This window comes from Tabrizicola piscis, assembly GCF_003940805.1.
GTDB lineage: Bacteria > Pseudomonadota > Alphaproteobacteria > Rhodobacterales > Rhodobacteraceae > Tabrizicola > Tabrizicola piscis.
This window is the reverse complement of record NZ_CP034328.1, coordinates 890774-912658: the sequence shown is the minus strand read 5'-3', so window position 1 is coordinate 912658 and position 21885 is coordinate 890774. Positions and strand designations below refer to the sequence as shown.

Below are 21885 nucleotides of genomic sequence, written 5' to 3'. Positions count from 1 at the left end.
ATTAGCGGAAGGGGAGACAGCTGTCATGTCATTCTTCGAAGTCCATGATCCTGTATTCGCGACTTATGTGCTTGGCAACGCTCCTGTCAAACGTTTGGCGACCGGGTTTGACTGGGTCGAAGGCCCGGTCTGGTTCGGCGATCTTGGGTGCCTTCTGTTCTCTGACATCCCGAACAACCGCATCCTGCGCTGGACGGAAGACGGCGTAACCACTTTTCGCAGCCCGTCGAACTATGCCAACGGCCATACCCGCGACCGGCAGGGCAGGCTGATCAGCTGCGAACACGGAACCCGCCGTGTCACACGGACCGAATGGGATGGCACGATCACCACCCTTGCCGACAGTTTCGACGGCAAGCCGCTGAACAGCCCCAATGACGTCATCGTCGCCCGCGATGGCGGCATCTGGTTTACCGACCCTCACTACGGGATCATGACCGATTACGAAGGCTTCAGGGCCCCGCAAGACCTTCCCTGCCAAATCTACAAGCTCGACCCCTCGGGCAGGATCGAGGCTGTGATCTCTGACATGGCCTGCCCGAACGGCCTTGCCTTCAGCCCGGATGAGACCCGGCTTTATGTTGCCGACACAGGGCGGATGTTCAGCCCCGACCCCCAGCACATCCGCGTGTATGACATGATTGACGGACGGCCGGTCAACGGGCGCCTGTTCCACAGCATCAGCCCCGGCTGCGCCGATGGCATCCGCTGCGACAGCGATGGCAACCTCTGGTCTTCGGCTGCCGACGGGGTGCATTGCATTGCGCCGGACGGGCGACTGCTGGGCAAGATCCTCGTGCCGGAACTGGTGTCCAACATCTGCTTTGGCGGACGGGCGAAGCATCGGCTATTCATCACCGCGACGACCAGCGTCTATTCGGTGATCCTGAACAGAAGGGGAGTGCAATGGCCATGACCACGCCACAGATCGGGCTGATTGGCCTTGGAACGATGGGGGCAGCGCTGGCCCTGAACATCGCCGAGAAGGGCTTTCCGATAGCGGTCTGGAACCGTACGGCGCAAGTGACGCAGGACTTCCATGCTGCGGCTGGCGATCTGGCTGGACGGATTACCCCGACCGCAACGCTTGCCGATCTGGTGGCGGCGATCTCGCCGCCCCGGTCGATCATCCTGATGGTCCCGGCGGGGCCAGCGGTGGACGAACAGGTGGCCGCGCTCTCGGCGCTGCTTGGACCTGATGACCTGGTGATCGACGCCGGCAATGCGAACTTCCATGACACCAACCGCCGCAATGCCGCTGGCCTGCCGTTCCGCTTCATGGGGATCGGCGTGTCGGGGGGTGAGGAGGGCGCGCGGCATGGCCCAGCGATCATGGCAGGCGGCGCCTCGGCCGATTGGGCGCGCATGGCGCCGGTGCTGCAGGCCATCGCTGCGCGGGCCGAGGATGGCACCCCGTGTGCCGACCACATGGGTCCGGCGGGGGCGGGGCATTTCGTGAAGTCGGTCCACAACGGCATCGAATACGCCGACATGCAGATGATCGCCGAGGTCTATGGCGTGATGCGCGACGGCCTCGGCATGGACGCGCCCGCGATTGGCACCACCTTTGCGCGCTGGAACGAAGGCACCCTGCGGTCCTATCTGGTCGAGATTTCCGGCATCGTCGCCCAGGCCAAGGATGCGGCTTCGGGCGGCCCGCTGCTGGATGTGATCCTTGATGCCGCCGGGCAGAAAGGCACGGGCCGCTGGACCGTGATCGAGGCGCAGAACCTCGCCGCCCCGATCCCGGTGATCGAGGCTGCCGTGATGGCCCGCAACGTGTCATCCCGGGTGGCGGAACGTGCGGCGGGCGAGGCGGTCTTCGGGCCGGGGCCAGAACCTGTCACTGGGCTGTCGACCGGGGATCTGGAGCAGGCCCTGATCGCGGGCAAGATCCTGTGCTATGCGCAGGGCTTTGCGATGATGTCCGCGGCGGGGGGCGAGTTTGGCTGGGCGCTGGACATGCCCGCCATCGCTCGGGTCTGGCGGGCGGGGTGCATCATCCGGTCGGCCATGCTGAACGACATGGCCGAGGCACTGGCCGAAGATCCCGGGCGCAACCTGATGCTGGCCCCCTTCTTCGCCGATCACCTGCGCCTGTCGCTGCCCGCCTTGCGCAAGGTCGTGGCGGCAGGGGCGCTGCACGGTCTGTCGTGCCCGGCACTCGCCTTTGGTCTGGCGTGGTTCGACGCGATGCGCACCGCGCGCGGAACTGCCAACATGATTCAGGCACAGCGCGATTTCTTTGGCCTGCACGGGTTCAAGCGGCTGGACGGACTTGACCTGCCGCACGGCCCCTGGGCCAAGGGCTGATTTGGCTGCAAGTCAGCCTAACTCGCTCTCCACCAGCCGTGTGGACACCACCATGACATGCTGCCCGGGCTTGCCTGCCAAGCGGGTACCCCGGGCGCAGGAATGGGGACACCGGTTTCTGGTTCGACACAGTTTGAACGACCGCAGGCAAAACTGAGCGTCAGGCGCCTGCGCGCAGCGGGCTTCTTCGGAAGTTCGTGAACAATACAATCTGCACAGATTCCTCGCGAACGGCGGACATATGCCTGCGATATGCTGAAATCGGCAGCTTGTCGCCGCACTGCAGCAATTCATTGCGCTTAAGGGGAACGTTCCTCGCTTTCATCTGTTAATACATTCTTAGGTGTTTCCAAAATCACTCACAGCAACCAGGAGATGTGAAAGTGCCGAACAAGGTCACCACTGCCATCTTTCCGATCGCTGGTCTTGGCACAAGGTTTCTACCAGCGACCAAGTCAGTCCCGAAGGAAATGCTAACCATCGTGGACAAGCCGCTGATCCAGTATGCGATGGATGAGGCGCGCGATGCTGGCATTACCGACTTCGTCTTTGTGACCGCCCATGGCAAGTCCGCGCTGGAGGATTACTTCGACGTCAACCGCAGCCTGGAGCAGCAGTTGCGGAAGGATGGAAAGTCCGACCTTCTTGCCACGCTCAAGGATACCAACGTTGGCAGTGGCCATCTGGTCAGCATCCGTCAGCATCAGCCCTTGGGCTTGGGCCACGCGGTCTGGTGCGGGCGGCGGATTGTGGGGGACAGGCCGTTTGCAGTGATTCTGCCGGACGACCTCATCCTTGGCGAGAAGCCCTGCCTGTCCCAGATGGTCGAGGTTTTTGAGGAGTATGGCGGCAATGTCATCGCCACCATGGAGGTCTCGCCCGAACGGACATCGTCCTACGGCATTCTGGACGTGGTCGAAACCATCGGCGACGTGCTTCGGCCGACCGGGATCGTTGAAAAGCCAGCGCTGGGAACCGCGCCGTCAAACCACGCGGTGATCGGGCGGTACATCCTGACCCCGGCGATCATGCATCATCTGAATGCCAAGAAACCCGGTGCCGGGGGCGAGATTCAGCTGACCGATGCGATCGCGCAAGAGATGACAGAGAACCCCGGATCGGTGCTTGGCTATCGCTTCCAGGGCAAGCGCTATGACTGCGGGTCGAAGGCGGGCCTCATTCAGGCGACGGTGGCCATTGCGCTGTCGCGTCCCGACCTGCGCGACGAATTTCGCGCGTTTCTGGATGTCGACATGGCGCCGGTTCCGGCCCGCGCAGTTGCCGCAGCGGCGGAATAGGGCCTGAGATGGCCGAGGCTGGTCCAACGCAGGTCCTGTATCTGGCACACGATCTTGACGACAGCGCCATCTGGCGTCGGCATGACATGCTGCGCCAAGGCGGGGCCGAAGTGCGGCTGGCAGGCTTTCGCCGGGGCACGGGACGTTTGCCCGGCGCAGCACTGGTGCTTGGCCAAACCCGGAACGGGCGCATGGCGGCGCGCGCGGCGGCGGTGCTGCGCTGCCTGCCGGGACTTGCTGGGCGGCTGGGCGATGGCCCTCCGCCCGACGTAATCATCGCCCGGAATCTGGAGATGCTGGCGCTGGCGGTCTCCCTGCGCCGGACGTATCCTGCGGCGCGGATCGTCTATGAACTTCTGGACATCCACCGCTTGCTGCTGGGGCGGGGGCTGGCCTCGCGGATGCTGCGAGCCATTGAGGCTGGGCTGATGCGGCAGGTGGCGTTGGTCATCGTGTCGTCGCCCGGTTTTGTGCGCAACTATCTGACGCCGTTTGACCGTCCGGCGCGGCGGGTTGTTCTGGTGGAGAACAAGCCGTTTCGGACGTCAGGGCAGGCTCATCCCGTCAGGGCTGAGGGGCCGATACGGATTGGCTGGTTTGGCGTGTTGCGCTGCGCGTGGTCGTTGGCGATGCTTGACCGGCTGACGCGCGCGGACCCGGGGCGCTGGCAGGTGATCCTGCGCGGCAAGCCGGCACTGGACGTTGTGCCCGACTTTCACGCCACCGTGCAGGCCAACCCGGACATTGCGTATCTTGGCCCCTATCGCTGGCCGGACGACCTGGCCGAGATCTACGCCGGTATCGACCTTGCCTGGCTGATCGACAGGTATGAGGCGGGGGGCAACTCGGACTGGTTGCTGCCAAACCGGCTGTACGAAGGCTGCGCGCAGGGTGCCGTGCCATTGGCCCTTGACGGCACTGAGGTGGCGGCGCGGCTGCGGTCGCTGGGCATAGGCGTGATCGCCAGTGGCCCCGATGAGGATGACTTGCGCGCAGCACTTGTGGGCGTGGACAGTGCTGGCATTGCAAGCTTGCGGGGCGGGTTGGCAGCCGTTCCACGCTCCACCTGGGAAGCGGGGCCGGACGACAGCCGTGCGCTGGTGGCGCTGCTGGAAGATCGGGACAGCGCCGTGGTTCCAGACGGATGGGTACTGGCATGAGGGTCCTGATCGTGGTTCCGGTCCTGAACGAGGCCGCGCATATCGGCGCGGTCTTGGGCGGCCTTGCCCCCTTTGCACAGCGCAGCGGGGCGACCGTTGTGGTGGCAGACGGCGGATCGACCGATGGGACGCAGGACATCGTGCGCCAGATCGCGCGGACCGACCCGACTGTTCGGCTGATCGACAATCCGAAGCGGCTGCAGGGTGCGGCGGTGAACCTTGCGGTGGCGATGTTCGGCACCTCCGCCGATTGGCTGCTGCGGATCGACGCCCATAGCGCCTATCCGCCCGACTATGTCGACCGCCTGCTGGAGGAAGCACAGCGCACCGGGGCAGACAGCGTGGTGGTCAGCATGACAGCGGTTGGCGACGGGCCGATGCAGCGGCTGATCGCGATGGCGCAGAACTCTCGGCTTGGCAATGGGGGGTCGGCGCACAGGATGCGGGCGCATGGCCGCTGGGTGGATCATGGGCACCACGCGCTGATGCGGATTGCCGCGTTCCGGGAAGTTGGGGGCTATGACGAAAGTTTCAGCCACAACGAGGACGCAGAGCTTGACCACCGGTTGCGGGCGGCGCGGTTTCGGATCTGGCTGACGGCGGAGACCGGGCTGGACTATTTCCCGCGCCGAACGCTTTCAGGCCTGCTTTTGCAGTATTTCCGCTTTGGCAAGGGCCGGGCGCGGAACCTGATGAAACATCGCATGGGGCCAGCGCCCCGGCAGGTGGCAGTGGCGGCCCTTGCTCCAGCGGTGCTGCTGGGCGTGGCCGCGCCGCTTCATCCGGCGTTCGCTTTGCCTGCCGTGCTTTGGCTGATGGCTTGCCTCGGCGGCGGGGTGGTGCTGGCCGTTGCCCGGCGCGAGCCACTGGCCGTCGTCGCAGGCTTTCTGGCGGGGGCGATGCATCTGGCGTGGTCCGCCGGGTTCTGGGCGCAGACGGTCCCCCTGGCCATCGCAAAAGGGGAAACGGCATGACCCGCCCGGCCAAGACAGATGCAGTGATGATCGGCATCTGTACTTTTCGACGGCCCTCTCTGGCGGAAGCCCTCGGGTCGCTGGCCGGGCTGGCGCTGCCAGAGCGCGCGGTAACCGTCGTCGTCGCCGACAATGACGACACCCCAACTGCGTTGCCGCTTGTTGCGGGACTGGCTGCGGCGCATCCCTTGGAATTGCGCCATATTCATGCGCCAGCGCGCAACATCTCGGTCGCGCGCAACGCCATTCTTGCGGCAGGTCGGGGCGCGGGCGCCCGGTTTCTTGCGTTTGTGGATGATGATGAGGAGGTCAGCCCCGGTTGGCTTGCCGCGCTGCTGCGCAAACAGGCCGAGACGGGGGCCGAAGCCGTGGTTGGCCCGGTTCGTGCGATCTACAGCCCGAATGCCCCAAGTTGGATGCAGCGCGGGTCTGTCCATGACACGCGGCCTGAGTTGGGGCCGGGTGGGATCGTGCGGCAGGGCTATACCTCGAACGTCCTGCTGGACTTGGCCGCACCGGCGCTGCAAGGCCTGCAGTTCGATCCGCGACGGGGGCGGACCGGGGGTGAGGACACTGCCTTCTTCCGTGACATGCTGCGGGCTGGCGGCCAGATCGTCTGGGCCCCGGACGCCGTGGTGCAAGAGACCGTGCCGGATGACCGGGCCTCTTTGCGCTGGCTTTTGCGGCGGCGCTACCGGATGGGGCAGACCCATGCCAGCCTCCTGGCCGAAGGCAAAGGAACGCCCGCCCGCGCCACCGCCATGGCAGTTGCGGCCAGCAAGGCCCTTGCCTGCCTTGGCATCGCCGGGGCGCGGTCTTTCGATCAGGGGGGCGGAATCGGGCCCTGATGCGCGGAGCCTTGCACGTTGGCGCCATGGCAGAGCTGGTCGGTCTTGACCGGATCGAGATTTACGGCGACGGCCCCCGGATGCTGCAAGACACCACCCCGGAAGGCGCAGGACGATGACACAGATCGGCCTTCGCCTTGCTGACAGCCCCAACACGCTTTCACCGCGAGCGGCGGAGGAGCGGGCGGACACGATCGATCTGTCGCGTCTGCTTGCCATCGTCAGACGGCGGCGGCGCGCGATCCTTGTGCCGGTTGCGCTAAGCCTTGCGCTAGGGGTCGCCTACCTGGCGACAACCCCGAAAAGCTACCTCGCCTCCTCGACCCTGTTGCTGGACGCAGGCACCAGTGCCGTGGTCCGGGAACTTGTCGCGATGGACAGCAGCCGGCTTTCGGACGTCGCCATCGAAAACGCGCGGCTGGTGATCCGGTCGGATATCCTTGCTGCAGCGGTGGCGCAGAAGCTTGATCTGGCGACAAATGACAGCTTTCTGAACCCGCCCCGGTCGTTGGCATCACGGCTGGTGCGGGGGGCTGTCGGAGTTGTGCGCCTGCCGGTGGACGTGGCGCGGATGGTGTTTCAGCCCGCACCCAGCCCAGCGACTGCGCCGGGCGCCGAAGTGGGACAGGTCCCGCCGCAGATCATTCGCGACCTCAGCGGCAAGATCGGGGTGGAGCGGATCAGTCGCAGTGGCGGCGTGTCGGTCTACTTTCGGTCGCATGACCCGGCGCTGGCAGCAGCGATCGTGAATGCCTATTCCGAGGCCTATATCGCGGATGTTCTGAGCGCCAACTTCGAGTCGACCGAGCGGACGACGGAATGGCTGCAGGGCCGCTTGTCCGATCTTGAGGCTGCCGCTGCCGACGCTGCCGCGGCGGCCGAGGCGTTCCGGGCCGAGAACGGGCTGATGTCCTCAGACGGGCGCTTCATGTCCGAGGAATCGGTCAGCGAGCTGAATGCAGACCTTGGTGAAGCGATTGCCGATGCGGCACGCAGCAAGGCGCTGGTCGAAAGCTATGAAGCCGTCGTGTCGCGGGGCGTCGAAGGGCTGCAATCCGGCGCGCAGGTGGGCACTGGCACCACGGTCGATCCGGCGCTGGAGGAGTTGCAGTCGAACCTGTCCAATGCCGTGGCTGACCTGAACCGGATCACGGCAAGCTTTGGCGCTGACCACCCGCAGGCCGAGTTGATGACTGGCGCGGTGGCCACGGCGGCAGAGCGGCTGTTCACCGGCGTTCAGCAGCGGCTGGAGCGGGCGCGGGGCGAATATGCCGTGTCGCAAGCCAGGGTAGAGGCGTTGCGCGACAGTCTTGGCGTGGCCATGGGCGACAACGCGGCGGGCGGCGCAGCGAGGGTGGAGCTTCGGGCGCTGGAACAGCGGGCCGAGACTTTGTCGACGCTCTACCAGACTTTCCTGACGCAGTTTCAGGAGATCGACCAGCAGAAGGATTTCCCGATCGCTGACGTGCGTATCCTGTCGCTGGCGGAGGTGCCACGCGATGCGGATGGGCCAAGGGCCAGCCGGGTGCTGGCGGTGATGTTGGTGATGGGTCTGTTCTTCGGAACGCTCCTGGCGGCGGTCCGCGAATGGCGCGACCGCTTCCTGCGCACGGGCGAAGATGTGGCGACGGCCTCTGGCCTGCCCTTTCTGGGCTACCTGCCGGACATGACCCTTACGACACCTGCGACCACGTCGCTGCAGCGGGTCTGGCAGGCTGCACGTCGCCTTCTCAACCGAAGTGATCATGACGCGCCGGATGAACCGCCGTTGGAGGTGCAGAACCATGCGATCTACACCGAAACCTTGCAGAACATCCGCCTTGGTCTAAGCATCCTGCACGCCAGCGGGCGTGAGCGGCCGCTTGGGATGCGGCGCGTACGAGAGGTTCCCCCGGGCGGGGAACACCTTGTGGTGGGCATCACCTCGGTCAGGCCGGGTGAGGGGAAATCGACGCTGGCTCTGGATCTGGCCAGCACTCTGGCGGCCAGTGGTAAGCCGGTCCTGCTGATCGACGCGGACATGCGACGGTCAGGCCTCAGCCGGGGGCTGGGCATCACCTCCGGTCCATCGCTGGTGGAGGTGGCCTTGGGTCAGGTTCCATGGACCGAGGCGCTTCGGAAACATGATCTGGCCGGCGTCGACGTTCTGCCCTGTGTCTTTCCTGGCGGAATTGTGCATGTGGCCGAACTTCTGACCTCAAAGCCGGTGCAGGATATGCTTCGCGATGCGCGTCAGACCTATGCCCATGTGATCGTGGACCTGGCACCGCTTGGCCCGGTGGTCGATGCCCGGCTTCTGCTGCGCGCGCTGGATCACGTGGTGATGGTCGCCGAATGGGGCACCACGCCCAAGGCCCTGCTGCGCCGGGTCGTCGAAGCCGAGCAAACCTTGGCCGAGCGTCTGGTGGGCGTGGTTCTGAACCGGGTCGATATGGTGGCCCTGCGCGACTACGTCGACCGCTCAAGTCTTGAGGCTTACTTGGGCACCTACGGCGAGTATCAGTCCTGACTCCCCCGCCCCCATCAGGCCGCATGGCGCCCTTCTCTGCTGAAGTTCTTGCCTTCGGCAGATTCTTGCCCAACAGTTGTCCCATTATCCTTGTAGGCATTCCGAACGATTGGGAGGCGTTCGCTTGCATATCATCGGATTCGTTGTGGGCTCTGCGATCGTTGCGGCTGGCGTCGCTGCGGCGGCTGTTGCCATGGGCTATTCCGGTTGGGGGGCCTTCGGACTGGCCGCTGCAAGTTTCGTCGTTGGACAACTCCTTTACGTGGCGTGGGTTGCTGCCATGGCGCAGTCGGAAGCACGGCGGCGAAAGCTGCAGGGCGCAGAGGCCAGCGGCCTTCCCGCGAAGCCGGCGCAGAACGTCGCCCAAAAGGGCTGACCACCTCGCCTCAGGGCCGTCGTTTGGCGTGATGTTGCCTGAGGTGGCGGCATGACCGGCCCCGTTGCTGTCATCATCACAGCCCGCAATGCCGAAGCCACCATCGGCGATGCCGTGCAGTCGGCGCTGGGTGAACCCGAAGTCGCTGAGGTGATGGTGGTGGACGATGCCTCCACCGATGCGACCGGGGCTACCGCCCGAACGGCTGCGGCTGGCGACAAGCGGCTTGTCGTCCTGCGGCAAGAGGTGAACATCGGCCCCGCCGCCGCACGCAATCTTGCCATCGCGCAGTCGACCGCGCCCTTCATCGCCATCCTTGACGCTGATGACTATCTGCTGCCCGGCCGCTTTGCCCAGCTTCTTTGCCATGCGGAGTGGGACATCATTGCCGACAACATCGTTTTCGTTCCCGAAAGCACGCCCGGCAGGATTGATCCGAAGACTTTGCCACGCGCGACCAGCGGCAGCGAACCGATTGATCTTGAAGGTTTTGTGCAGGGCAACATCTCCCACCGTGCGGTCAAACGCGGGGAACTCGGGTTTCTGAAGCCGGTGATCCGACGCAGCATTCTGCTCAACGGCTTGGTTTACGATCCCGCGCTTTGGCTGGGGGAGGATTATGACCTTTACATCCGGCTTCTGCTGCAGGGCGCGCGGTTTCGGTTGACCCGGCAGATCGGCTATGCCGCGCGGGTGCGGGCGAACTCGCTCAGCGGGCAGCACCGGACGGGCGATCTGTACGCCCTTCTTGGCGCGACGTCGCGGCATATCGCGGCGGCGGTCAGCTTTCCTGCGGCGCAGGCGGCCATGCGGCGACATCAACGGCAGGTCCGCGATCGTTATCTCTTGCGCAGTTTTCTTGACAGAAAGGCGACGGACGGGGTCGGCCAAGCCGCGAAGTTTGCGCTGTCGTCGCCCTCCAGCCTGTGGCCAATTGCTGGCGGTATCCTGTCAGACAAGCTTGCATCCCTGCTCTCGACAAAGCACGAGACATTGCCCCCCCAGCGCGTCCTGTTGCCGGTTCAGAGGTCCTCAGCCGTCTGAAGCGCGGCGAGGAGGTCTGCCGCCCAAGCCCCTGCATCGTCCAGCACGACCGGGGACAGATCGTGAAGCGCGGACAATCGGGACAAAGCCGCTGCCATTCGGGCCGGCGGGGTTTGCCAAGCCTCACCCGGTACCGGAACGGCCGGGCAGGGCAGGGAGAGCGGCTGGGTGTCGCTGAACGGGGCATCAGCACCAAGGCGCAGGCCTGCCGGCTGCCTTTGGGGCGGGGTTTCCGCGCGGCGGGAAAAGCGTTCGGACAGGCTGCGGCCAAGGTTCATGACCAGACCGGGGTGCAGCAGCAGCGCAGCGGCGGCGCGACCGGGGTCACGGTTGCGGATGGCCTCTACAAGCTGTTCGTAGCGCTTCAGCGCGACCAGCCCCCGTCGCCGTTCCTCTAACGCCTGGCGCAATGCAGGCTCTGCCAACGGGGCCATACGGTCATGCGCGGCCAACATCGCATCCACGGCCGGCACGCTCAGCCGGTGCGAGATGGACGCCCCATGGCGGCGGTAAAGATACATCGGATCAGGCAAAGCGACGTAGCGCAGACCGGAAAGGAGCAGGCGGAGGACAAGATCAAAATCCTCACCAATCCGGAGGGATTCGTCGTAGCGGGCCGCGTCCATGCGGCTGCGGCGGATCATCGGTTTCAGATAGCCAAGCGCGGGCATGGTGCGATCTTCGCCACTTGCCTGCAGGAACATGTCGGGGGACACCGCAAGAGCCCCTCGCAGATCAAGCGGCAGAAGCAGCGTCGTGCCGCAGGCCGCCGGTGAGGTGCCGAAGAACATCAAGTCATCGGCAATGATGTCGGCTTCCAAACGATCGGCAGCGCGCAGAAGCCGTTCAAGGCGCTGCGGATGCAGCAGGTCGTCACTGTCGACGATGGCGACCCATTCGCCAGACGCCAGATCCAAGGCACGGTTTCGCGCGGCTGCAGGACCCGCATTCTGCGCGGTTTCAATCAGACGGACGCGGTCATCGGTCGCCATAGCCGCCCGCACGACTGCGCTGCTGCCATCGGGCGAGGCATCATCCGACACGATCAGTTCCAGATCAGCGTAAGTTTGCCGCAACACCGATGCCATGGCGGCGGAGAGGTGCCGGGCCCCCCGGTAATTCGCCATGATCACAGAGACTTTCAGGACAACTTGCCTTCTTCCGGGTATCTTTGCTGCACTGCCGCATCGCCTTGGCAGGGATGCACCATTTGCCGCTGAATGACCATGTCCGCAGGCTGGCCGGTGGCGGAAACCTGACCAAGGCGTTGAATTTCTGGGCAGAGTCTTGCCGCTGCGCCCGTAGATTCAGTTTTGACTATACAACCAAGACGAAAGTTGAGCTACGCAAACTCTCCCCATTTTCGCGGGATGGCCGAATGAAAAAGAAGGATGCTTGCCGATGCCAGTTTTCGCCAGTCGACCCGCCGGGCTGATGTTTGCCTGCGCTCTTGTCCTGCTGCCATCGGCGGTCTTCGCCAACGAACCCGTAGGCGCGGCCTTTCGGGATGAGTTCGACACGCTGGACCCGGGCATCTGGTTCACCTCGGATGGCTGGACCAACGGGCCGCACCAGAACTGTACTTGGTCAAAGCAGGCAGTCACCGTGGTGGATGGCATCCTGCATCTCAGCTTTATGCCCAGTACCGAGGGCCAGTCTGGCCATCTGTGTGGCGAGATTCAAACCAATGCGACGTTCCACCACGGCACCTATGAGGCGCGCATCCGCACGGCAAAAGGCTCGGGCCTGAATGCCGCGTTTTTCACCTACATCGGGCCGGTCCACAACGCGCCGCACGACGAGATCGACTTTGAGGTCCTGACGCGTGACACGGGCCGCATATCGCTGAACACCTTTGTGAGCGGCACCCAGCAGAATGGCACCACGGTCCCAGTCGATCCGCCAACAGACGCGGCGTTCCATGACCTTGCCTTCATCTGGGAACCCGACAGCATCCGCTGGTTCATCGATGGCGTTGAGGTCCACCGGGCAGAGAGCAACCTGCCGGTCACGCCGCAAAAGCTGTACTTCAGCTTCTGGGGCAGCGACACGCTTGTCGACTGGATGGGCCCGTTCGAGGCACCGCAAGGTCCGCTGGTGATGGAGATCGACTGGACCGCCTTCACCCCCCTTGGTGAGGACTGCCAATTCCCCGAGTCCGTGCTGTGCAAGACGCCCTGACCCGGACCATATCCGCGGACAGCGGGCCGGTTATCCTGCAGATATCACCGAATGTCGTGCTGTGCTTTGCCGCACTGATGTGCCTGCACCTTGTGCCGATGGTTGGAACGCTTGCGGCACTTGGGTTTCTGTCCTCTGCGATGGCCTTCGTCGCACGCCGCCCCGCAGCGGTGCCCGCTGAGGTGGTGGGCCAGCCACTTCTGTGGGCCATGGTCGGCTGGTGCCTGCTGTCTGTCCTCTGGTCTGACGACCCGGAGCGCAGCCTGCGGCATGGCCTGCAACTGGTCATCACGGTGCTTTTTGCAACAACGATCGCAGCGCGAATGCCCCCTTTGGCCATGCTGAAGGCGATGGCGGCAGCGTTCCTTGTTGCCTGTGCAGCAAGCCTGGCCTCAGGCCGGGCGCGGGCCGATGGCGAGGGGTTTCTTGGCATCTACAACAGCAAGAATGCCATGGCGGCCTCAAGCTCTATCCTGCTGTTGATCGGTCTGTGCCTGATCGTCGACCGGCAGCTGCCGACACGCTGGCGCGCGGTTGGGGCGATCAGCGTTGGTCTTGGCGGGCTGTTGCTTGTGCGGGCAAACTCGGTTGGCACGGTCGCGGCGATGATCGTGGTCTGCGCGGCGCTGATGGTGATCCTTGCGCTGCGCAGACTGGCGCAACCGCAACGCCTGGTGGCGGTTGGTCTGGCTGTTCTGGCCATTGCAGCCACAGTGCTGGTGATCGCGGCCAGCTTCGATGGCCTCTCTGTGATGCTGCTGGATGCCACCGGCAAGGATGTGTCGCTGACGGGTCGGACTGACCTCTGGCAGGTCGCCCTGGATGAAATTGCACAGCGCCCATGGCTGGGTTCGGGGTTTCAGGCCGTCTGGGTGCCGGGAAACCCATTGGCTGAAATGCTTTGGGACGACTTTGGGGTGGAAAGCCGTACTGGCTTTCATTTTCATAATGCCTATCTGTCCAACGCCGTGGAAATCGGGATCGTCGGCGCTGCGTTGCAAGCCGTTCTGGTTCTTGGTGGATTGGCGGGTGCGCTGGCTTGGGTGATGCGCGACTTGCGTGCCGAAACGCTGTTTCTGGCGCTGTTCATGGTTCGGCAGGCCGTTCTATCCATGGTCGAGGTGCCGTTCTTCCTTCAGTTCGACATCGGGACCATTCTGACCGTCGCGGTACTGGTCTACATCTCCCGGGCCAGAAGGCTGAGGCTTTAGCCGCCACTGCCCAAGGGCATGTCCATGGGCAGCGTGACTTCGACCAGATCACCGGGCTGCAGCACCGTGTCGGGACTATCGGGCAGGACGGAAGACTTGCCATCCATCGTGCGATAGATCGTCACTTCCAAAGCGGTCGCGCCCCCAGCCTCGCCCATGTCCGCCGACAGGAAGCCAGCAAGGGCTCGTTGCAAGGCGAGCCGTTCGCGCACTTCCGATAACGCAACCTCAGCAGTCTCCAGTTCCACCATCAGTTCGGAGGCGCGGCCTTCGACCAATTGGAGCCTTTCCGACTTGGCAACTTGTGACAGCTGCCTTGCCCGCAAGAGTGCTGTTGCCACATCCAGCACCTGCGTTTCGACGGTGACGAGTGTTTCTTCGGCATCCAGCAGCCGGACGTTCGCCGCAAGGCCGCGTTCGGCAAGGTCAGCGATGCCCGCCCGCGCTTCCTCGGCCAAGGCACGCTGCCGCTCCAGCGCCGTCTGCTTGGCGCCAAGGGCAACAATCTCTTCGTCCAGCAGGGCGATCCGGCCATCGATCAGTTCAAGTTCACGTTCCAGCCGCTCTTGCCGCAGCGCAAGCAGCCGTTCCGCGTCCGCACGCAGGGTGGCTACGGTGGCACCCTCGCCTGCCGGCAGAGCAACCGGCGGCAGGACCGAAGCGCCGTCCAGTTCGGCGCGCAGCCGTGCGATGCGCAGCGTGGCTGCGGCTTCCTGATCGCTCAGGATACGGACTTGCGCGGCGGCGGTCAGCATCTGCACCATGACCGACGCCTGATCAGCACCGGGCGTCACGACCCCGCCGGCCTGAGCAATGGCATGGCGTGCGGTCATCCCGGTGGTAAACGGCACCTCACCCGGGCTGCGGACCACTCCACCCACCAGAATGGGCCGACGCTCGGTGATCGAGATGCTGGCGAAGGGCTTGTCGGCCAAGGCGAAGCGCTGTTTCAACTCTTCGCCAATCCGTTCGCCAATCTCGACCGGGGACATGCCTGCCACGGCGATTTCGCCAATATAGGGAAAGGCGGCACGGCCATCGGCTGAAACCGTGTAGGTCCCTGAGATCGCTTCCCATTCGTGCAACTCGCCATCAACCGGCCGCCAGTCGGTCACGCGCATGGTCAAGACGTCCGACGGTGCAATCACTTCGGCTTCGGCACCTGCTGGCCGCGCTGCCACGGTGGAGAGCAGGGCAAGGCACAGAACGACATGTCGCACTAGCTTGCCCCGCGTGAGGAAAGGACCGCCGGAACTGTCAGCACAACGATCCGCAGATCAAGCAGCATAGACCAGCGCAAGACATAGAGCCGGTCCAGAAGCACGCGCTTTTGGTACCCGGTTTCGTTGCGACCGCTGATCTGCCAAAGGCCCGTCAGCCCGGGCCGCGTGCGCAGGTAATGGGCGGCCGACCCACCATAAATCTTGAGCTCATCCGCCACCACGGGACGCGGGCCGACAATGCTCATCTGCCCCATGATGATGTTGTAAAGCTGCGGCAGCTCATCAATGCTAAGCTTGCGAAGGATGGCACCCAGCGGCGTGACGCGGGGGTCATTGCGCAACTTGCGTTCAGCCAGCCAGACGTCCCGTTCGGCGGGGAACTGGCGGAAATACTCCTCCAACACCCTATCGCCATCCACGACCATCGTGCGGAACTTCATGCAGCGAAAACGCCGCCCGCCTAGGCCGACGCGTTCATGGCCATAGAAGACAGGCCCGCGGCTGGTGACCTTGAGCAGCAGGGCAACACCAAGCAAGATCGGCAGCAGCCCGATCAGGGCAATGCATGCCAGCGCAATATCCGATACCCGTTTGGCGTTCCCACCCACAGCCTGGGCCGGCCGCGACACGGGCAACCGGTCCGCGGACGGATGCGCGACGCTACCACGCCTGACCTGTTCACCATAGGTTTGGGCGGTCGTTGCAGGGGCGTTCATATCCATCAAGTGTTGCGCGCGAAGTCCCATCGAATGCCCTCTCTGCCTGGTCAATCGCCATGAACTTGGCATGATCGTTTCAATTTCGTGGACCATTACTCAACCTAGAATTATCAAAACCGAACTTCCACTCATGCCAAGGTAGAAACAGGTTTCGTGCTGTGCAGCAACCGGAGTGATGCTGCTTCAAGTGGCGGGAAGCATGGTTGCGCCTACTGAAAAGGCGCAAATGGCAGAGAACTGCCGCTGCACTGCGGCATGCCTCCGGATCGGGGTACTGTCATGTGGCTGTGTGCTACCTTTGGTTGAGCACCTGCAGAAAACTCACGCTGCGTGATTCGGGGCAGGGACTTGGTTGCTGCGCTGCGGAATAGCCCGGTAGGCCGCATCATTCGAGAAACGGAGGCTTCCTGATGAAGCTTTATCAGACACAGTTTTCAGACGGCCTTGACGGGCAAGCGGCGGAACAGGACGGCGCAACGCCACGCTGGGGGCTTGGCAATCTGAGTCGACGCATGGGAACCGCCCGGTGACGCGGACCTTGGACATCGTCTTTGCCGGCGGCAACGGATATCCGCCGCAGGCGGCCGGTGGGGTGCAAAGCAGCACCCACCATCTGGCGCGCAAACTTGCCGACACAGGCCATCGGCCACAGGTGCTTGCGCCCCTGTACGGCGAGGGTTGGTTCGGATTGCAGGCCCGCGCGCGGCTGAAGCTTTCAGGTAAGGGCTTTGTGACCGACATGACACAGGGCTACCCGGTCCATCGCGCCTGGTTTCCAGATCAGGTTGCCAATACGGTCGTGCGTCAGGTGCAGCCTGATGTTGCGGTCATCCAATGCCACGGGACCGTGCCGATCGGCAGGGCCTTTGCCGCCGCGGGGGTGCCACTGGTAGTCTACCTGCGAAACGTGGAGTTTGCAGAGCTTGGCGGCGATATCCGCAGTCTGCACGGCGCGCGCTTCATCGCAAACTCTGCCTTCACGGCGCACCGCTATGCCGAAACTTTTGGGATCGAGGCCACGATCATCCGGCCCAGCATCGACCGCACCCTGTATGAGACAAGCCCAGACGGCGACCTTGTCACATTCATCAATCCCGTCCCGGCAAAGGGCCTTGACCGCGCCATGGAGATTGCAGCGCATTGCCCGGAGATTCCGTTTCTTTTCGTCGAAAGCTGGCAGCTTTCACCCGACCAGCGCCGGGACCTTGCGAAACGGATCAGCGGGTATTCAAACATCCGGTTCGAACCGCGGACGAACGACATGAAAGGTCTGCTCCGTCGCACCCGCGTGCTCTTGGCACCCAGCCGCTGGGAAGAGGCGTGGGGCCGTGTCGCGTCAGAAGCGCATTGCAGCGGCATCCCCGTGGTCGGATCGACGCGCGGCGGTCTGGGCGAGGCGATTGGCCCGGGCGGCATTGCGCTTGACTATGACGCCCCGCTTGCAGACTGGGTCGGGGCAGTGAGCAGATTGTGGGCCGATCCGGACCACCATGCCGCGCTTTCGTCCGCCGCGCTGAAGTATTCCCTGCGCCCCGAAATGGACAGCGCGCGCCAGTTCGACACCTTCCTGTCAGTGGTGGAAGACGCCGCCCGGCTGCGGACTGCCGCGTGATGTCAGCGGGTCAGGCCAACAGCACACGGACAATCGCGGTGGTGATCCCATTCTTCCAGCGCGCGCCCGGCATCCTTTTTCGCGCGCTGCAAAGCGTCTTTGCGCAGGACCTTCCGCCAAAGACCATGATCAAGGTCTACATCATCGACGACTCATCCCCCGTGCCGGCCGAGGCTGAGCTTTCGGGGCTGGCCCCCGTGCCGAATGTCACTGTCCAGGTCGACCGTCAGCCAAACAGCGGCCCTGGCGGCGCGCGGAACCGGGGCCTTTCGCTGGCCGAAGGCGATGGCGCGGACTTCGTGGCGTTCCTTGATTCAGATGACATCTGGTTGCCGACGCACCTGCGCGATGCGTTGCAGGCTTTGGACTTGGGCCATGACTTTTACTGTTGCGACAACAGCCGTGAGGGTGCCTTCGATCTGTTCTCGCAGGACGTGCCACTGCTTGCCGACAAGGGACGCGCGCTGGTTGATCGCGCAACCTTGCTTGACCCGAAGGGTCCTGTGCTGGGCTTTGCGGCACATGCCCTGGATGATGAGTTCGTCACCGGCTACCTGAGCCACACTTCGACCGTTGTGGTCCGCGCGTCGCGGATCAGGGGCCTGCGGTTTGACCCCGACCTTCGCAGCGCCAGCGAAGACCGTATGTTCTGGCTGACCGCCGTCCTGTCTGGCGCTCCAGTTGCCATATCCTGGCGCTGCAACGTGATCTGCGGCAAGGGCGTGAACATCTTCTTCGCCGCCCATGACTGGAACGCGCCCGCCACGTTGGAGCGGATCGGCTGCCAGCTTCTTTTCGCCGAGAAACTGCTGCGGATGACCAGCATGACACCGAGCCGCAGCGCCTTTGCCCGCGACCGCGCCCGGACGAAACGACGGGAGTACAGTTTTCTGTTCCTGCGCACGCTGCTGCGGGGCCGTCGGCCCCCTATGGCAAGCTTCTGGAAGCTTTTGCAGCATGACCCGTTGCTGCCACTGCGAATGCCGCCGCTGTTCCTTACCGTTCTTTGCGACCGGCGGCCGCAGGCGCGGCAGTTCTAGACCGCACGAACCGGTCCAGTGCCTCAACGCTGCGCTCTGTCGCGCGGTCGATCTCTGCGTCGCCACTCAGCTGCGGCGCGCCCTTTTCCGCCAACCGGCGCAAGCTTAGGGCGGCGCGGTACACCAGCGCCTTGTTGACCGGTGCCGCAGGCCACGACCTGAACATCGCACGCGACCGCTGGCCCTTTCCCGGCAAGCCTGTGAACAGCGTATAGGTCTCCAGCAGGTTCGAAGGCGGCAATGTTGCTGGGGAGAGGGTGACGGCAAGCGATCGGGCCCAGTCTTCCCACTTCGCCCGGTGTTGCGGGAAGAAGGGCAGAATGGGAATCCAGGGCACCCGCAATGCATCGGCCACGATGGCGCCGTGCATCGCCTCGGTGATCATCAGGCGGGCCCCGCGTATCTTGGACAAAAGCTCCACACAGTCACCTCGCGGATCCAGATAGTCGATCCCCGCCAAGGCGCAGACTTTCTGCCAACTGCCACGGGCCGCGCTTTCGAAATGCGGCATGAAAACTGTTCTCCCGCCGCCCAACGGCGGTGGCAGGGTCGTTGCGCGCAAAAGGATGGCAGAGTCACAGATGGCAAGACTTGGGTCGAGCCCCAGCTTTTCGGCGGTGATCGGGCCGCGCAGCCAGACGACATTCCATGATCCGTCATGCACATCTGGCGGGGCGGTATATCCGCCAAAGCCCGACCCCATCACATGCTTGATTGGCGATTTCGGCAGGTGGTCCCACAGGATTGACCCAATCCCCAAGAAAAGCTCGGTTTCATCCTCATCAAGAAACCCGGGGGGCACCAGATTGTGCCACATGAACGCGTTGATCTCGTCACCAAAATTGGCCGGAGTGTTCCGGAAATAGGTCAGCTTCATTGCGTCTTACCCCGTGCGTTGCGCAGCAGTCTGCCGGTCTCAAGCAATGATCGGAACGACGTGGCCGCAAGGACCAACGCATAGACGACAGCGCCCGAAGCGACCTGCAGCAGCAGCGTCAATCCGACCGACGCGCCCGGCCAAAGCCCCGGCAGCAGCAGGACCCAGACCACCATTGCGGCAGACCCAAGCGCTGGGCCCCGCAGGCTGCGGAAGTAGTGCCACAAGGGCATCTCCAGCATCCGCTGTGCCATCAACACGGAATGAGGCCAAAGGAACACTGTTTTCAGGACGATGGCGATCATCACGACGTCCAGACCGAAGCGGTAGAAGATCAGCACGACCGGAACCGTCGACAGCTGGACAACGGCCTGATACCAGAACCACCAGTCCGGCCTGCCAAGATTTCGGATCAACGCGGCCTGCATCTGGCCAAGCCCGGCCATCATGCCGATTGCGCAGAAACACTGGACGGTGAAGACCGCGCTTTGCCATTGCTGGCCGAAGGCCCAAGGGACCGCGGCAGGTGCCACGGCCATCAGCCCCGCGAACAACGGAAACGCCAGTCCGGCCGATGCATAGCTGGCGACAAGATAGGCCCGCCGCCTTTTTTCGACCTCACCCTGCAGGCTGGCCAGCAGGACGCTCGACACAGGAGAGAATGCGCCGACGGTCAGGTCCTTCAGCATCTGAAACAACCGACGCCCGAAATAGAACAGACCAAGGACCGCCGGACCAAGCAGAACCCCAAGCAGGAACTGGTCGATCCGCAGCTCATTCAGAAGCCTGCCGCCCATGGCATAGCCGCCAAAGCCCATCAGATCGCGCAACGATTGCCAGCGCACCTGTAGGCCGGGCCGCCAGCGCGCACCGGCAAATGCCACCACCATGGCCACCAAGGATGCGATGACCTGCGACGCGACCAGCGCCCAAAGCGCATAGTCCATCAGAACCATGACAAGGCAAACGACCGCTCCGATCCCGTTGGCGATCGCCGTGCGCACGGCCACCGCGCGGAACTGCATCCGCCGCATGATCAGCGAGGCCGGCACAGTCAGCAGCCCATCGAAGACCAGCCGCAGGCCAAGAACCGGCAAAATTGACGCAAGCAGGGGAACCCCGCTCAGGTCGGCGATGGCGGGTGCCAGCAAGACCAGAATGCCGTAGCCCATCCCCGAAACCAGAAGGGTCAGCCAGAACAGCGTATCAAGATGGTCGCGCCCTAGCAGTTTGCGCTGAACCAGAGCTTCGCCAAAGGCCGTAGGGGTCAGGACAGCAAGCACGGTGATGATCGAGGCGGCAAAGGCGACCGCGCCAAAGTCATCGGGCAGAAGGTATCGCGACGTGACAAGGAACACCCCAGCGGCAAGAAGTGTCGAGACCGCAGTGTTCAGGAAGCTCCACAAGACGCCAAGCAACGCAGCGCGTGCCCTTCCGGCGGAAAGATGCGCCAGCCCATCGCTCTGGCCATTGGAAGGGGTCGCGGTGTCGGCCATGGCTCAACTTTGTAAGGCCAGCACAGGCTGGGTGACGACAAAGCGCAGATCGCGCAGTCAGCGTATGTCCCTCCAAGGTGGATGCTGAAAGGCCAAATGAGCCCGTCGATGCCGGGCGGGCAAGTCATTGCCGATCTGGGTCGCTGGCGGCAAAAAATCGCGCAAACTGCCTGCCCAGACGGCAGACTGCAGTCCAAAATGCGCGACGCGGGGCAGCCGACCTCCCGGTGCCCGTAGCCACCGCGCCTATGCTTCAGGCACTCAACCTTGGTGCCAGCCTCACGCTGATGAGATTTCCCGGCTTTCCAGCCTTTCGGCGCGGGTGACTTCCGTCGCTCCACATTCGGCACATGTGCCGTCTGCCGTCGCCCGGACCAGACCGCAGGATGTGCAGCATGCCCCTGAAAGCGCGTCGGGCGCAGGAAGGCGGCGCAATTCCAACGGCGGGACAATCGTCAGGCCCGGGCGGGGCTGATCGTAAAGGAAGGTCGATACGGTGCCGGACGGTTCCATATAGGCATATTCCACCTGCCCAAGGTTACGAACGCCTGCGCGCCGCAACATTTCCATAACCTCCGTTGGCCCAATTCCCTTTTTGTCGAGCCCGGCATGGCTAAGATGCCCCTCGCGCAGGATCTCGGTGGGCCTTCCATCAACCAGACGCTTTGCGGTGGTCCAGTACCGGAAGGCGTGGTCAACAGCCTTGTCCGCAAGCACGACGAGCAGGATCGTGAGCATCCCATATAGCAACGGAACGTCAGCTTGGAACATCGGGTCACCAACCGCCGATCCCAGCGCGATGACCAGCAGGAACTCAACCACCGACATTTGTGAGATGCTGCGTCCGCCGACCCACCGCAAAAGAACGATCGTCCAGATCCAGATGACCCCCACCCGCACCGCAATTTCGAGGTAAATCAATGCGGGCGCGCTGCCCCAGATCATGCGTTCAGGATCGAAGGGAATGATCTGGTCCATGGCCGTCTCCGGATGCAGGTGCGAAA

At 63.8% G+C, this 21885-nt stretch carries 19 protein-coding genes; 13 read left to right on the top strand and 6 right to left on the bottom strand.

Annotated elements, in window-relative coordinates; all coding sequences use genetic code 11:
- Positions 1-25: 25 nt before the first annotated feature.
- The 9 genes from EI545_RS04390 to EI545_RS04350 all read left to right on the top strand — a co-directional run bounded on the left by EI545_RS04390 (position 26) and on the right by EI545_RS04350 (position 10522).
- Positions 26-916, top strand: coding sequence for an SMP-30/gluconolactonase/LRE family protein (locus EI545_RS04390; RefSeq protein ID WP_125324344.1), 891 nt, complete (start codon positions 26-28; stop codon positions 914-916).
- Positions 913-2313, top strand: coding sequence for an NADP-dependent phosphogluconate dehydrogenase (gene gndA / locus EI545_RS04385; RefSeq protein WP_125327237.1), 1401 nt, complete (start codon positions 913-915; stop codon positions 2311-2313). The genes EI545_RS04390 and gndA overlap by 4 nt, the downstream gene beginning before the upstream one ends.
- A gap of 383 nt (positions 2314-2696) precedes the next feature.
- Positions 2697-3611 (top strand): UTP--glucose-1-phosphate uridylyltransferase, encoded by a 915-nt coding sequence (locus tag EI545_RS04380; RefSeq protein ID WP_125324343.1) that lies wholly within the window; start codon positions 2697-2699, stop codon positions 3609-3611.
- Positions 3612-3619: 8 nt separating this feature from the next.
- Positions 3620-4771 (top strand): glycosyltransferase, encoded by a 1152-nt coding sequence (locus EI545_RS04375; RefSeq protein WP_125324342.1) that lies wholly within the window; start codon positions 3620-3622, stop codon positions 4769-4771.
- A complete protein-coding gene (locus EI545_RS04370; RefSeq protein ID WP_125324341.1) occupies positions 4768-5745 on the top strand; it encodes a glycosyltransferase family 2 protein in 978 nt (325 codons plus the stop codon). The genes EI545_RS04375 and EI545_RS04370 overlap by 4 nt, the downstream gene beginning before the upstream one ends.
- Positions 5742-6593: a glycosyltransferase family 2 protein gene (locus EI545_RS04365; protein ID WP_216842487.1), complete on the top strand. Its 852-nt coding sequence runs from the start codon at positions 5742-5744 to the stop codon at positions 6591-6593. The genes EI545_RS04370 and EI545_RS04365 overlap by 4 nt, the downstream gene beginning before the upstream one ends.
- Before the next feature lie 115 nt (positions 6594-6708).
- Positions 6709-9102: an AAA family ATPase gene (locus EI545_RS04360; RefSeq protein WP_125324340.1), complete on the top strand. Its 2394-nt coding sequence runs from the start codon at positions 6709-6711 to the stop codon at positions 9100-9102.
- Positions 9103-9226: 124 nt separating this feature from the next.
- Positions 9227-9478, top strand: coding sequence for a hypothetical protein (locus EI545_RS04355; RefSeq protein WP_125324339.1), 252 nt, complete (start codon positions 9227-9229; stop codon positions 9476-9478).
- 51 nt (positions 9479-9529) lie between these two features.
- Positions 9530-10522 (top strand): glycosyltransferase family 2 protein, encoded by a 993-nt coding sequence (locus EI545_RS04350; RefSeq protein WP_125324338.1) that lies wholly within the window; start codon positions 9530-9532, stop codon positions 10520-10522.
- Here EI545_RS04350 and EI545_RS04345 read toward each other — a convergent pair.
- Positions 10501-11649 (bottom strand): glycosyltransferase family 2 protein, encoded by a 1149-nt coding sequence (locus tag EI545_RS04345; protein WP_125324337.1) that lies wholly within the window; start codon positions 11647-11649, stop codon positions 10501-10503. The genes EI545_RS04350 and EI545_RS04345 overlap by 22 nt on opposite strands.
- A 274-nt stretch (positions 11650-11923) precedes the next feature.
- Here EI545_RS04345 and EI545_RS04340 point away from each other — a divergent pair, with 274 nt between their 5' ends.
- Together EI545_RS04340 and EI545_RS04335 are read left to right on the top strand one after the other, a co-directional pair.
- Complete coding sequence (locus tag EI545_RS04340) at positions 11924-12703, top strand: family 16 glycosylhydrolase (RefSeq protein WP_125324336.1); 780 nt, start codon at positions 11924-11926, stop codon at positions 12701-12703.
- 77 nt (positions 12704-12780) lie between these two features.
- Entirely contained in the window at positions 12781-13914 is a 1134-nt protein-coding gene (locus tag EI545_RS04335; RefSeq protein WP_125324335.1) for an O-antigen ligase family protein, read from the top strand.
- Here the strand turns inward: EI545_RS04335 and EI545_RS04330 are convergent.
- Together EI545_RS04330 and EI545_RS04325 are read right to left on the bottom strand one after the other, a co-directional pair.
- Positions 13911-15134 carry a polysaccharide biosynthesis/export family protein gene (locus tag EI545_RS04330; RefSeq protein ID WP_125324334.1) on the bottom strand — a complete coding sequence of 408 codons (1224 nt, stop codon included), beginning with the start codon at positions 15132-15134 and terminating at the stop codon, positions 13911-13913. The genes EI545_RS04335 and EI545_RS04330 overlap by 4 nt on opposite strands.
- Positions 15134-15766 carry a sugar transferase gene (locus EI545_RS04325; RefSeq protein WP_245990284.1) on the bottom strand — a complete coding sequence of 211 codons (633 nt, stop codon included), beginning with the start codon at positions 15764-15766 and terminating at the stop codon, positions 15134-15136. The genes EI545_RS04330 and EI545_RS04325 overlap by 1 nt, the downstream gene beginning before the upstream one ends.
- Positions 15767-16382: 616 nt before the next feature.
- On the opposite strand from EI545_RS04325, the gene EI545_RS04320 reads away from it, so the two are divergent.
- Together EI545_RS04320 and EI545_RS04315 are read left to right on the top strand one after the other, a co-directional pair.
- Positions 16383-17468 (top strand): glycosyltransferase, encoded by a 1086-nt coding sequence (locus EI545_RS04320; RefSeq protein WP_216842486.1) that lies wholly within the window; start codon positions 16383-16385, stop codon positions 17466-17468.
- A complete protein-coding gene (locus EI545_RS04315; RefSeq protein ID WP_125324332.1) occupies positions 17468-18508 on the top strand; it encodes a glycosyltransferase family A protein in 1041 nt (346 codons plus the stop codon). Before EI545_RS04320 ends, EI545_RS04315 begins: the two co-directional genes overlap by 1 nt.
- On the opposite strand, the gene EI545_RS04310 is transcribed toward EI545_RS04315, so the two are convergent.
- From EI545_RS04310 to EI545_RS04300, 3 genes are all read right to left on the bottom strand, one after another.
- Positions 18465-19385 carry a polysaccharide pyruvyl transferase family protein gene (locus EI545_RS04310; protein WP_125324331.1) on the bottom strand — a complete coding sequence of 307 codons (921 nt, stop codon included), beginning with the start codon at positions 19383-19385 and terminating at the stop codon, positions 18465-18467. The two genes, EI545_RS04315 and EI545_RS04310, sit on opposite strands and share 44 nt — an antisense overlap.
- Positions 19382-20881 (bottom strand): lipopolysaccharide biosynthesis protein, encoded by a 1500-nt coding sequence (locus EI545_RS04305; RefSeq protein ID WP_125324330.1) that lies wholly within the window; start codon positions 20879-20881, stop codon positions 19382-19384. Before EI545_RS04305 ends, EI545_RS04310 begins: the two co-directional genes overlap by 4 nt.
- Before the next feature lie 279 nt (positions 20882-21160).
- A complete protein-coding gene (locus tag EI545_RS04300; RefSeq protein WP_164517208.1) occupies positions 21161-21859 on the bottom strand; it encodes a DUF421 domain-containing protein in 699 nt (232 codons plus the stop codon).
- Positions 21860-21885 lie beyond the last annotated feature (26 nt).

Excerpts from the sequence above, each read along its gene's own strand:
- EI545_RS04390 (WP_125324344.1), top strand. The coding sequence starts at position 26 with ATGTCATTCTTCGAAGTCCATGATCCTGTATTCGCGACTTATGTGCTT.
- gndA (WP_125327237.1), top strand. The coding sequence starts at position 913 with ATGACCACGCCACAGATCGGGCTGATTGGCCTTGGAACGATGGGGGCA.
- EI545_RS04375 (WP_125324342.1), top strand. The coding sequence starts at position 3,620 with ATGGCCGAGGCTGGTCCAACGCAGGTCCTGTATCTGGCACACGATCTT.
- EI545_RS04370 (WP_125324341.1), top strand. The coding sequence starts at position 4,768 with ATGAGGGTCCTGATCGTGGTTCCGGTCCTGAACGAGGCCGCGCATATC.
- EI545_RS04365 (WP_216842487.1), top strand. The coding sequence starts at position 5,742 with ATGACCCGCCCGGCCAAGACAGATGCAGTGATGATCGGCATCTGTACT.
- EI545_RS04360 (WP_125324340.1), top strand. The coding sequence starts at position 6,709 with ATGACACAGATCGGCCTTCGCCTTGCTGACAGCCCCAACACGCTTTCA.
- EI545_RS04350 (WP_125324338.1), top strand. The coding sequence starts at position 9,530 with ATGACCGGCCCCGTTGCTGTCATCATCACAGCCCGCAATGCCGAAGCC.
- EI545_RS04345 (WP_125324337.1), bottom strand. The coding sequence starts at position 11,649 with ATGGCGAATTACCGGGGGGCCCGGCACCTCTCCGCCGCCATGGCATCG.
- EI545_RS04340 (WP_125324336.1), top strand. The coding sequence starts at position 11,924 with ATGCCAGTTTTCGCCAGTCGACCCGCCGGGCTGATGTTTGCCTGCGCT.
- EI545_RS04335 (WP_125324335.1), top strand. The coding sequence starts at position 12,781 with ATGTGCCTGCACCTTGTGCCGATGGTTGGAACGCTTGCGGCACTTGGG.
- EI545_RS04315 (WP_125324332.1), top strand. The coding sequence starts at position 17,468 with ATGTCAGCGGGTCAGGCCAACAGCACACGGACAATCGCGGTGGTGATC.
- EI545_RS04310 (WP_125324331.1), bottom strand. The coding sequence starts at position 19,385 with ATGAAGCTGACCTATTTCCGGAACACTCCGGCCAATTTTGGTGACGAG.
- EI545_RS04305 (WP_125324330.1), bottom strand. The coding sequence starts at position 20,881 with ATGGCCGACACCGCGACCCCTTCCAATGGCCAGAGCGATGGGCTGGCG.
- EI545_RS04300 (WP_164517208.1), bottom strand. The coding sequence starts at position 21,859 with ATGGACCAGATCATTCCCTTCGATCCTGAACGCATGATCTGGGGCAGC.